At 68.1% G+C, this 11,790-nt stretch carries 8 protein-coding genes; 4 read left to right on the top strand and 4 right to left on the bottom strand.

Annotation, left to right across the window (positions count from 1 at the left end; all coding sequences use genetic code 11):
• Positions 1–203: 203 nt before the first annotated feature.
• Positions 204–755 (bottom strand): single-stranded DNA-binding protein, encoded by a 552-nt coding sequence (gene ssb / locus ACCC97_RS05335; protein ID WP_413312380.1) that lies wholly within the window; start codon positions 753–755, stop codon positions 204–206.
• A 172-nt stretch (positions 756–927) separates the two neighbouring features.
• On the opposite strand from ssb, the gene uvrA reads away from it, so the two are divergent.
• Together uvrA and ACCC97_RS05325 are read left to right on the top strand one after the other, a co-directional pair.
• Positions 928–4,014, top strand: coding sequence for an excinuclease ABC subunit UvrA (gene uvrA, locus ACCC97_RS05330; protein WP_007836742.1), 3,087 nt, complete (start codon positions 928–930; stop codon positions 4,012–4,014).
• A 12-nt stretch (positions 4,015–4,026) separates the two neighbouring features.
• The gene (locus ACCC97_RS05325; protein WP_413331790.1) at positions 4,027–4,917 is read left to right on the top strand and encodes a DMT family transporter; all 891 of its coding nucleotides are present in this window, start codon (positions 4,027–4,029) and stop codon (positions 4,915–4,917) included.
• An 18-nt stretch (positions 4,918–4,935) separates the two neighbouring features.
• Here ACCC97_RS05325 and ACCC97_RS05320 read toward each other — a convergent pair whose 3' ends face one another.
• The 3 genes from ACCC97_RS05320 to ACCC97_RS05310 are packed head-to-tail and all read right to left on the bottom strand — an operon-like array spanning position 4,936 to position 8,941.
• Positions 4,936–5,691 (bottom strand): GntR family transcriptional regulator, encoded by a 756-nt coding sequence (locus ACCC97_RS05320; RefSeq protein ID WP_007836740.1) that lies wholly within the window; start codon positions 5,689–5,691, stop codon positions 4,936–4,938.
• Positions 5,688–7,457, bottom strand: coding sequence for a glycerol-3-phosphate dehydrogenase/oxidase (locus ACCC97_RS05315; RefSeq protein WP_413331789.1), 1,770 nt, complete (start codon positions 7,455–7,457; stop codon positions 5,688–5,690). Before ACCC97_RS05315 ends, ACCC97_RS05320 begins: the two co-directional genes overlap by 4 nt.
• Positions 7,454–8,941, bottom strand: a complete 1,488-nt coding sequence (locus ACCC97_RS05310; protein WP_413331788.1) for an FGGY family carbohydrate kinase — start codon at positions 8,939–8,941, stop codon at positions 7,454–7,456. The genes ACCC97_RS05315 and ACCC97_RS05310 overlap by 4 nt, the downstream gene beginning before the upstream one ends.
• A gap of 178 nt (positions 8,942–9,119) precedes the next feature.
• Between ACCC97_RS05310 and ACCC97_RS05305 the strand changes: the two genes are divergently transcribed.
• Both ACCC97_RS05305 and ACCC97_RS05300 read left to right on the top strand, forming a co-directional pair.
• Entirely contained in the window at positions 9,120–10,166 is a 1,047-nt protein-coding gene (locus ACCC97_RS05305) for a substrate-binding domain-containing protein (RefSeq protein WP_007836735.1), read from the top strand.
• Entirely contained in the window at positions 10,163–11,674 is a 1,512-nt protein-coding gene (locus ACCC97_RS05300) for a sugar ABC transporter ATP-binding protein (RefSeq protein WP_413331787.1), read from the top strand. Before ACCC97_RS05305 ends, ACCC97_RS05300 begins: the two co-directional genes overlap by 4 nt.
• Positions 11,675–11,790: the final 116 nt, after the last annotated feature.

Here is an 11,790-nt window from a genome sequence, read left to right as displayed (position 1 = left end):
AGCTCCGTGGACAACAGTGTGGCACGGCAGAGAACGCAACGGTTGCATTTTGGAACAATATACGGGGGATGTAAGGGCGTTACAAATGATTTTTGCCTAATTTTGAAAATCAAAGTATTAGCTCTACCCAGTCATCTCCCCAATTGCAAAGAGCCTGGCGTCTCGCGACGCCTGGCTCTTGTTCAAAAAGTAAAAAGGCCCGTTCAGAACGGAATGTCGTCATCCATGTCGTCGAAGCCCGACGACGACTTGGCCGGCGCCTGGCGTGGAGCCGGCGCCGGAGCGCGCGGTGCCGCCGCGGGCGCACGCGCGGCGTACCCGCCGCCACCGCCACCGCCCTGCGAATAACCACCGCCGCCACCACCTTGCGAGTAGCCGCCGTCGTCATCACCGGGGCCACCCGACGGGCCGCCCTGGCCCTGGCGGCTGCCGAGCATCTGCATCTGGTCGGCGCGGATTTCGGTGGTGTACTTTTCGATGCCGTCCTTGTCGGTCCACTTGCGCGTGCGCAGGCTGCCTTCGACGTACACCTGCGAGCCCTTGCGCAGGTACTGGCCGGCGATTTCGGCCAGGCGGCCGTTGAAGACGATGCGGTGCCATTCGGTGGCTTCGCGCATTTCGCCGCTTTGCTTGTCTTTCCAGCGATCGGTGGTGGCCACGGTGACGTTCGCGACCTGATCGCCGCTCGGGAAGGTCCGCATTTCGGGGTCGCGCCCCAGGTTGCCGACGACGATGACTTTATTGACCGATGCCATATGCACTGCCCCTGATAAGTAGATGAAGGAGGAGGTTGAGAGGAACCCTCGATTGTGCCCCAAGGCTGTCGGAGCTCGGAGCCGGTGCATCCGTCTCCGCCGCAACCCGGCACCTCGCCATGAAATGCGCGGCGGTCTATCATGTCCGGTTGCCCTCGGACGATCGCCCCCTTTGAATTCAAAAGCCACTGAATACGCCGCCGCCGACGAGGAAAGCGCACGCGACGCGGAACTCGAGCGAAACACCTACCTCGGCGCCGTGCTGGCGCAGCAGCGCATCAGCATCCGCGGTGCGCGCACGCACAACCTGAAGAACGTCGATCTCGACATTCCGCGCAACAAGCTGGTGGTCATCACCGGCCTGTCGGGCTCGGGCAAGTCGAGCCTGGCCTTCGACACGCTGTATGCCGAAGGGCAGCGGCGCTACGTCGAGAGCCTGTCGGCCTATGCACGGCAGTTCCTGCAGCTGATGGACAAGCCCGACGTCGACGTGATCGAGGGCCTCTCGCCCGCGATCAGCATCGAGCAGAAGGCCACCAGCCACAACCCGCGTTCCACCGTGGGCACGGTGACGGAGATCCACGACTACCTGCGCCTGCTGTACGCCCGCGCCGGCACGCCCTACTGCCCTGACCACCACCTGCCGCTGCAGGCGCAGACGGTCTCGCAGATGGTCGATGCGACGCTCGCGATTCCCGACGAACCGCGCCTCATGATCCTGGCACCCGTGGCGCGCGAGAAGAAGGGTGAGTTCCTCGAACTCTTCGCCGAGATGCAGGCGGCCGGCTACGTGCGCTTTCGCGTCGACGGGCAGACCTACGAATACAACGACCTGCCCAAGCTCAAGAAGACCGAGAAGCACGACATCGACGTGGTGATCGACCGCCTGCGCGCGCGCCCCGACATGCAGCAGCGCCTGGCCGAGAGCTTCGAGGCCGCGCTGCGCCTGGCCGAGGGCCGCGCGATAGCGCTCGAACTCGGCGCCGAGGGTGCGCCCGACAAGGAACACCTGTTCAACGCCAAGTTCGCCTGCCCGATCTGCCACTACTCGCTGTCGGAGCTGGAGCCGCGCCTGTTCTCGTTCAACTCGCCCGTGGGCGCCTGCCCGAGCTGCGACGGCCTGGGCCATCGCGAGGTGTTCGACCCGGCGCGCGTGGTGGCCTTTCCCTCGCTCTCGCTCGCGAGCGGCGCCATCAAGGGCTGGGACCGCCGCAACGGCTACTACTTCAGCATGATCGAGAGCGTCGCGAAGCACTACAAGTTCGACGTCGATGCGCCCTTCGAATCGCTGCCCGCCTCGGTGCAGCAGGTGCTGCTGCACGGCTCGGCGGCCGAAGAGATCAAGTTCAACTACACCATGGAGTCGGGCAACTTCGCGGGCAAGAAGCTCACGAAGAAGCATCCCTTCGAGGGGATCATCCCGAACATGGCGCGGCGCTACCGCGAGACCGATTCGGTGATGGTGCGCGAAGACCTCGCGCGCTTTCGCAACCTGCAGCCGTGTCCCGACTGCGGCGGCTCGCGGCTGCGGCCCGAAGCGCGCAACGTGTTCCTGGTGGACGAATCGGCCCGCCCGGCCGATGGCAGCGAGCCGCCGCGCATGGCGATCTTCGAACTGAGCCATCTCACGCTGCGCGACTCGCTCGCGTGGTTCCAGACGCTCAAGCTGCGCGGCGCCAAGGCCGACATCGCCGACAAGGTGGTGCGCGAGATCGGCCTGCGGCTGAAGTTCCTGAACGACGTGGGCCTCAACTACCTGAGCCTGGACCGCAGCGCCGAAACGCTCTCGGGCGGCGAGGCGCAGCGCATCCGCCTGGCCTCGCAGATCGGCTCGGGCCTCACGGGCGTGATGTACGTGCTCGACGAGCCCAGCATCGGCCTGCACCAGCGCGACAACGACCGCCTGATCGGCACGCTGAAGCATCTGCGCAACATCGGCAACAGCGTGATCGTGGTGGAGCATGACGAGGACATGATCCACGCCGCCGACCACGTGATCGACATGGGCCCCGGCGCCGGCGTGCATGGCGGGCGCGTGATGGCGCAGGGCACGTACGCCGAGGTGTCGTCCAACCCCGATTCGCTCACGGGCCAGTACCTCTCGGGCACCAAGAAGATCGAAGTGCCCAGGCACCGCACCGCGTGGCTGCCGGTCGTGAAGAAGCCGGCCTTCAACGAAGGCAGGAAGCCCTCGCGCTTTCCGCAGAGCCCCGCGGCCGAACGCCGTGCCGCGCGCGAGGCGGCCCACCTCGCGACGCAGACCGACCTGCAGGAAATTCGCGTGGTCGGCGCCACAGGCAACAACCTGAAGAACGTGAGCGTGGCCTTCCCGGTCGGCCTGCTGACCTGCGTGACCGGCGTGTCGGGCTCCGGCAAGTCGACACTGGTGAACGACACGCTCTACACCGCCGTTGCACGCACGCTGTACCGCGCGCACGAAGAGCCGGCCGCGCACGAATCGGTGGAGGGCATTGAGTATTTCGACAAGGTCATCAACGTCGACCAGAGCCCCATCGGCCGCACGCCGCGCAGCAACCCGGCCACCTACACGGGCCTGTTCACGCCGATCCGCGAACTGATGGCCGAGACCAACACCGCGCGCGAGCGCGGCTACGGCCCCGGCCGCTTCAGCTTCAACGTGGCGGGCGGGCGCTGCGAGGCCTGCCAGGGCGATGGCGTGGTGAAGGTCGAGATGCACTTCCTGCCCGACGTGTACGTGCCCTGCGAGGTGTGCCACGGCCAGCGCTACAACCGCGAGACGCTCGAGGTGCTCTACAAGGGCAGGAACATCGCGCAGATCCTCGAGATGACGGTGGAGGTGGCGCACGAATTCCTGAAGGCCGTGCCCACCATCGAGCGCAAGCTGCGCACGCTGCTCGACGTGGGCCTGAGCTACATCAAGCTGGGCCAGTCGGCCACCACGCTGTCGGGCGGCGAGGCGCAGCGCGTGAAGCTCGCGCTGGAGCTCAGCAAGCGCGACACCGGCCGCACGCTCTACATCCTCGACGAGCCGACCACCGGCCTGCACTTCGCCGACATCGAGCTGCTGCTGAAGGTGCTGCACCAGCTGCGCGACGCGGGCAACACCATCGTCGTGATCGAGCACAACCTGGACGTCATCAAGACGGCCGACTGGCTGATCGACATGGGCCCCGAGGGCGGCGCGGGCGGCGGCACGGTGGTGGGCGAAGGCACGCCTGAAGACATCGCGGCGAACGAGGCGAGCCACACGGGGCGGTATCTGAAGCGGCTGCTGTAGCCGGCGCGGCCCATGCCTTCCTTCACCCCGCGCCAGCTGGTACTGCTCGTTCTCCTGACCCTTGCATGGGGGTTCAACTGGCCCGTGATGAAACTGGGCGTCGCCGACTATCCACCTCTCGCCTTTCGCGCGATCTCGATCTGGCTCGGCGTGCCGGTGCTGGCCCTCGCGCTGGTATGGATGAAGGTGCCGTTCCGCGTGCCGCGCAGCGCGTGGCCCGAGCTGCTGTGGCTGGGCGCGACCAACATGTTCGTCTGGCACGCCTGCATCATCCTCGCGGTGAAGGCGCTCTCGGGCGGGCGCGCGGCGATCCTGGGCTACACGATGCCGGTGTTCTCGGCCGTCATCGGCGCGCTGCTGTTCTCCGCGGTGCTCACGCGGCGCGCGTGGCTGGGCGTGGGCGCCTGCGCGATCGGCGTGGGGCTGCTGCTGTGGCATGAACTCACCGACTTCGCGGGGCGGCCCGGCTACGTGGCGCTGGCACTGGTGGCGGCCGCCACATGGGCGCTGGGCACGCAGTTGCTGCGGCACACGCGCATCGGGCTGCCGACGCTCACGCTGTCGTTCTGGATGACGGCGCTGACCGCGGTGGTGATGACGGTGCTCTCGCTGCTGTTCGAGCGCGGCCAGATGTACTGGCCGGGCCGCGTGAGCTGGGCTTCGATCGGCTACAACGCCGTGCTGATCTTCGGCTTCGCGCACGCCGCCTGGTTCTACCTGGCGCGCGGCCTGCCGCCCATCGCCTCGACGCTCAGCGTGATGTTCATCCCGGTGCTCGGCGTCTTCAGCGGCGCGGTGTGGCTGGGCGAGGCCGTGCACTGGCAGGACTGGGTGGCGGTGGCGCTGATGATGGTCGCCATCGCCTCCGTGCTGTGGCCCTCGCGCAACGCAGCGAAGGCCTGAGCGCGCCTTTTTCTTTTTTCAGGTCGTCGTCTGTACGTGCAGCCGGCTGCTCTTGCAGCGGTGCAGCGCGCGGTAGTGCTCCAGCGGCCTGCCATTGGCACCGTAGGCGATCGACTCGATGCGCAGCAGCGGCTCGGGCTGCGGCAGGTTGAGCAGCCGGCAGGTCTCGGCATCGGGCAGCACCGCATCGATCCAGCGCTCGGCGCGCACGAGGCGCAGCCCGTACTGGCGGCGCAGCACGTCGTACAGCGAGCGATCGTCCAGACGCGTGCGGTGCAAACCCGGCGCGAGGTCGGCGGGCACCACGGTCTCCACCAGCAGGCGCAGTTCGCCGTCGACGCTGCGCAGGCGCTTGAGCGCGACCACCTGGGTGTCGTCGGTGAGCCCCAGCGAAGCGGCTTCCTGCTCGGTGGGCGCGCGCAGTTCCTGCGTGAGGATCTGCGTGCGCACCGAGCGGCCCTTGCGCTCCATTTCGTCGGAGAAGCCGAGCACGGTGGAAACGAAATCCTCGTCGCGCTCGCGGGCCGACACGAAGGCACCGCGGCCCTTGATCTTGTAGATGAGGTTGTTGCGCACGAGGTCTGCCAGCGCCTCGCGCACCACGATGCGCGAGATGCCGAACTGCTCGCCGAGCTCGGCCTCGGACGGCAGCTTGGCGCCGATGGGCAGCACGCCCTGCAGGATCTGCATGCGAAGCGCGTCGCGGAACTGGGCCCACAGGGGCGACTCGGAGTCGCGGTCGAGCACGGTCGAGATTTCGGTCGGAGAGTTCACGTCGAGGGTTGGCTCAGGGCCTGAGGAGTCATCAATGATGCATCGAAAGATGCAGGCGCATCCGCTGCCACCGGCGAAAGCCGCACGCCGTGGCGCTCGCGCAGGGCGGTGGCGCAGGCATGCAGCTCTGCGTGCTGCTGCGCCGCATCCCAGCCCAGCGCCTCGGCCGCGATGCCCGCCATCTCGGCCAGCGCGGCATCGGTGACGAACCCGCGGATGGCCAGCAGCGTGCGGCGGATCACGAGATCGTCGAGATGCACCACGCCGGTTTCGAGGCAAAGGTACGAAAGCTCGGCCACGGAGTAGCCGGGCGCATGGCGCAGCGGCATGTCGCCCGATGCGGCGAGGCGCTGCGCCAGCGGCAGCGCCTTCGATCCGTAGCGCTTCAGAAGCACCTGCGCGCGCGTGCGGCTCATGCCCGAGGCGCCGACCAGTCGATCGACAAAACGCTCCACCGCCTGCGCATCGGCCGGCAGCTCGGCGCCGCCGCCGATGGGCAGCAGCTCGGTCGATGCGGTGCGCGGGCGGCCCAGCTGCTTCAGCACCTCGTCGGCCGCTTCTTCCGCGAGCGCGCGGAAGGTGGTCCACTTGCCGCCCACGAGGCCGACGATGGGAATGTCGCGCGTGGCGTTGGGCGGGTCGAGCACCACCGAGTGGTCGCGCGAGATCTGCCCCGGCTTGTCGGCGTCGGAGCGCGCGAGCGGCCGCACGCCGACGTAGGTATAGACCACGTCGCCGCGGCCAAAGCGCAGGTTGGGGAACACCTCGGCCAGCACGTCGAGCAGGTAGTCAACCTCGGCCGGCTCGGTGCCGATCTGGTCGGGGTCGTCCACCGGGATGTCGGTGGAGCCCACGAGCACGCGGTCGAGGAAGGGATAGACGATGCACACGCGCCCGTCGACCGCCTCGAAGTAGGCCATGCGGCCTTCCAGCGCGTCGCGCAGCGCGGGATGGTCGAGCACGAGGTGCGAGCCCTTGGTGCCCATCACGCGCGAGCCCGCGCCGCCGAGCACGGCCGTGCTGCGATCGAGCCACGCGCCGCTGGCATTCACCACGGTGTCGGCCGTCACGCGCACCAGCGTACCGGTGATCTCGTCGCGCAGCGTGATGATGTTGCCCGCGCAGCCCATCACGCGGCAGTAGTTGGCGGCGGCCGAGCGCGGCTGGTCGCGGCAGGCATCGCCGATGAGTTCGAGGATGAGCCACTCGGGGTGGCTGATCCACGCATCGAAGAAGGTGGCCGTCCAGCGCACCGCCGCGCGGAACAGGCTGCGGTCATTCGGCGGCACGCGGCTGATGCGGTGGTTGGGCATCACGCGCTGGCGGCGGCCCAGCAGGTCGTACAGGCGAAGGCCCGCAGCCACCGCAAGCAGGCCGCGCGTTCGCTGCGGCGGCGTGCGGCCGAAGAACTTGAGCGCGCTGCTCATCAGCCCGCCGAAGAAGCTGGACAGCGGCACCACCGTCTTCAGCGGCTGCACCAGGTGCGGTGCGTTGCGCAGCAGCAGGTTGCGCTCGCGCGTGGCCTCGGCCACCAGCGAGAAGCTGCCGTTCTCCAGGTAGCGCAGGCCGCCGTGGATCATGCGCGAGGGCGCGCTGCTGGCGCCCGCGCTGAAGTCGCCCTTGTCGACGATGAGGCAATCCACGCGCTGCAGGCACAGGTCGCGGAACACGCCCACGCCGTTGATGCCGGCGCCGACGATCACGGTAGAGAAATGACGATCGGCCAGCGAGGCCGGGCGCACGAAGGGCAGCTGCCAGGCGCTCATTTCGAGCCTCCCGACAGATGGAAAAACACAGGGGACATGGTGTCGATCAGTTCGTTGAAACCGGCGTTGAAGTCGGCATGGGCGCAGGCCTCGGTGGCATCGGGCTCGACCGTGTCGCAGGGCGCGAGCAAGGCGCTGCCCTGCCCGGCGTGGCCGATGCCCTGCGACATGGCGGCGTAGATCGCGGCGCCGCGCGCGCCGGTTTCGTCGTCGGCGCAGCGTTCGACCGGATGGCCGAGGAAGGATGCGAGCAGGCGCACGAGGCGCGCATCGCTCGCGCCGCCGCCGAGCACGGTCGATGCGGACGCAGGCAGGCCGCATGCCGCGAGGCGTGCCGCGTGCCGCGCATGCAGTGCCACGACCGCATCGACCACCGCGCGTGCCATGTCGCCCCGTGTGTGATGACTCTTGAGGCCGACGAAGCCCGCCGTCACGCCGCCACCGCCATTGACGAACGGCAGGAAGCGCAGGCCGCCCGCGCCCAGCGGCACCGACATCGCCAGGTCGACGACGGCGCGCGAATCGGGCAGTCCCAGCACGCCGGCCAGCCACGCGATGTTGGCCATCGACGAAGGGCTGTTCTCCATGTAGAGCCGCTGGTCGTCGCGCCCGAAGTTCACGACGGCCGCCACGTCGGGCCTGGGCTCGATCACCGGGCCGATCACCGCGTTCACGCACCACGTGCCGAAGACCGACACCGCGCGTCCGCGCCCTTCCGCACAGATCGCGGTCATCGACGCGAGCAGGTCGATGGCTCCCATCGCCACCGGAATGCCGGCAGGCAGGCCGCACAGCGCGGCCTCGGAAGGCCGCAGCCTGCCGATCACTTCGCCGCTCGGCACCAGCGGTCCGAAGACCTGCGGCCCGAGCTCCGCGATGCCCGAGGCATCGAAGGCCGCCTGCGACCACCTGCCCGTGGCGATCGACACCAGCCCCGCGGTGCTCGCATCGCTCGCGTCGGTGGCGATCTCGCCGGTCAGCAGGAAGCCGAGGTAGTCCTTCGCGAACAGCAGCCGGTGCACCGCGCCGCGCTGCACGGCATCGGTGCCGAGCAGCGCGGCGGCGATCACGGTGGGCTGCCCCGGCCACGGCCTGCAGCCGACGTCCGCGAACAGCGCCTCACCATGGCCGAGCGCCAGCGAGCGCGCCCGTGCGTCGGCGCGCTGGTCGGTCGAGGCAACCGCCCTTCCCCCCACGAGTTCGTTGCGCGCATCGAGCGCATAGAGCCCCGCGCCATGGCCCGTGCAGCCGATGGCGCGAACCTCGGTCACGCGCTCACCGAGTTGGTGGGCGACGTCGCGCAGCACGTGGGTCAGGGCCGTGCGGATCGCAGTCGCGCCCACTTCGCATCCCCCTCCAGGCAGCCGGTCGTGCGGCAGCGGCATGCGTGACAGGGCGATGGAGCGGCCGCTCCCGGCTTCGAGGGCCAGGGCCTTCAGGCTGCTCGATCCCATGTCGATGCCGATCAGTATGTTTGGCTTCATGTCATAACAGCTTCGGCGGAATAAAAGCACCTCGCCAGTAGCGTTTCCCCTAGTTATCCCGTCAAACGTCCAGAGCGTACATTCTACCTGTCATAACAAGTGACGCGACACCGAAGATCAAGATGCTGTCCTGAAAAGCAGCATCGCAAGCTGTGCCCCCCAACGTGAGGAGACAAAAATGAGGCGTAATTTCCTGAAGTCCGCCGCGGCAGCCGGCATCGGCCTGGCTGGCGCCAGCGCATTGGCGCAGCAGCAGGCGGCTGCCCCTGCAGCAGGCGGCGGACTGCGCGGCAACCCGAGCGACGTCTACGTGATGAACGTGATGGTGTCGGGCGTGGAGTACTGGTTTCCGGTCTACGAAATGATGAAGCAGCTCGGCCGCACGCTGGGCGTGCGCACGCGCTACACCGGCACGCCGGAGTACGACGTGAACAAGCAGCTCGCCTCCTTCGAGCAGGAGCTGGCGCGCAAGCCCGCGGGCATCCTGCTGCACCCGATGAACCCCGACCCGTTCATCGAGCCGATCAATCGCGCCGCGGCGATGGGCATCCCGGTCGTCACCTTCGCGGCCGACTCGCCGAACTCCAAGCGCACATCGTTCGTCACCTCCGACAACGACCGCGAAGGCACGCAGGCCGCCGACGCCATCGCCGCCTCGCTCAACGGCAAGGGCGAATACGCCGTGCTGGAGAACCCGGGCCAGGACAACCACGACCGCCGCATCGCCGCCTTCGTGAACCGCATGAAGGCCAAGCACCCGGGCATGAAGCTGGTCGGCCGCGCCGCCAGCAACCAGGACCCGAACAAGGCCTACCAGGCGGTGCTGAGCCTCGCGCAGGCGAACCCGAACCTGGGCGCGCTGTTCATGCCCGAGGCCAACTCGGCCCTCGGCGCGGCGCAGGCCAAGGTGGAGACCAAGAAGAACATCAAGGTGATGTGCTGCGACGTCAACGCCAAGATCCTCGACATGATCAAGTCGGGCGACGTGTTCGGCGCCATCAACCCGAACCAGGGCATGCAGGGCTACATGGGCATGATGATGCTGTTCCTGGCCAGGAACCCCACGCTCATCGACCCAATGAACGATGCCAAACGCAACGGCACCAACCCGATGGCCGTGCCCTTCCTGGACAACGGCCTGGCGGTGGTCAGCAAGGCCAATGCCGACGACTTCTACTGGGACAAGTACCTCGCACGCCGCGGCACCAAGGGAATCGGCGAGTGAGCCACCTGCTCGAACTGCGCGGCATCGGCAAGCGCTTCGGCGCTTCGCGCGCGCTCTCCGGCGTGGATTTCTCGCTTCAGCGCGGCGAGATCCACGCCCTGTGCGGCGAGAACGGCGCGGGCAAGTCCACGCTGATGAACATCATCGACGGCATCCACCAGCCGGACGAGGGCGAGATCTCGCTCGACGGCCGGAAGGTGGTCATCGACGGCCCCGCGCACGCCATGCGCCTGGGCATCGGCCTGGTGCACCAGGAGATCGCCCTGTGCGCCGACGCCACCGTGGCCGAGAACATCTTCATGCCGGAGATCAACGCCGGCAGGCACGCATGGATGGACTACGCGAGCCTCGACGAACGCGCCGCCAAGGTGCTGCAGCGGCTGGGGCAGGACGTCGACCCGGCTGCGCTGGTGAAGGACCTGAGCATTTCCACGCAGCAGCTGATCGAGATCGCCAAGGCGCTCACGCTGGACTGCAAGGTGCTGATCCTCGACGAGCCCACCGCCGCGCTCACCGACAACGAATCGGCCGCGCTCTTCAGGGTGCTGCACGACCTGAAGGCGCAGGGCATCGGCATCATCTACATCAGCCATCGCATGGCCGAGATCTTTGCGCACTGCGACCGCGTCACCGTGCTGCGCGACGGGCGCAACGTGCATTGCGGGCCGCTGGCCGAACTGGACGCCGACGGGCTGGTGCGCCGCATGGTCGGGCGCGACCTGGGCAACTACTACCCGCCGAAGCAGCAAGCGCCTGCATCGGAGGAACACGTGCTCGAAGTGACCGGCATCGCCGACGGCGAGCGCGTGCACGGCGTGTCGTTCACGCTGAAGCGCGGAGAGATCCTCGGCATCGCGGGCTTGATGGGCGCCGGTCGCAGCGAGCTCGCAGAGACCGTGTGCGGCCTGCGCCCCGCGCGCAGCGGCACCGTGCGCCTGCGCGGCAGGGCACTGGCGATCCGCAAGTACGGGGACGCGCTGCGCGAGGGCATCGCCTACCTCAGCGAAGACCGCAAGGCGGCCGGCGTGTACCTCGACCTGCCCATTGCGCAGAACATCGCCTCGATGGCGCTCGCGCGCGTCAGCTCGCGCTTCGGGCTGCTGCAGCGCGCGGCCGAGCACAGGCTGGCGGTCGACCTCGGTGCGAAGCTCAAGCTCAAGTCCGACGGCGTGGCCATCGAGGTGGCGAGCCTGTCGGGCGGCAACCAGCAGAAGGTGGCCATCGCCAAGCTGCTGGCCACCAACCCATCGGTGCTGCTGATGGACGAGCCCACGCGCGGCGTGGACGTGGGCGCCAAGTCGGAGATCCACCACATCCTGCGCGAGCTGGCCGGCCAGGGCGTGGGCGTGATCGTGATCTCGTCGGAGCTGCCCGAGATCATCGGACTGTGCGACCGCGCGCTGGTGATCCGCGATGGCCGGCTCGCGGGCGAACTGGCATCTAACGAGATGACGGAGGAAGCCCTGTTGCGGCTCGCCTCCGGACTCTGCGAACAGGAAGCGGCATGAAAGACCTGCAGGGTTCGTGCGGCGCTTTGGTCGGTTCGGGGCGCGCTCACGCCGACGGGGTACCTTGCTCCGCGAATGTCCCCCGGCCTGCGGCCTCCTCCTTTATTTCGCTGCGC

This window comes from Variovorax sp. Varisp85 (assembly GCF_047304045.1).
Lineage (GTDB): Bacteria > Pseudomonadota > Gammaproteobacteria > Burkholderiales > Burkholderiaceae_C > Variovorax.
This window is presented reverse-complemented; position numbering and strand designations above follow the sequence as displayed.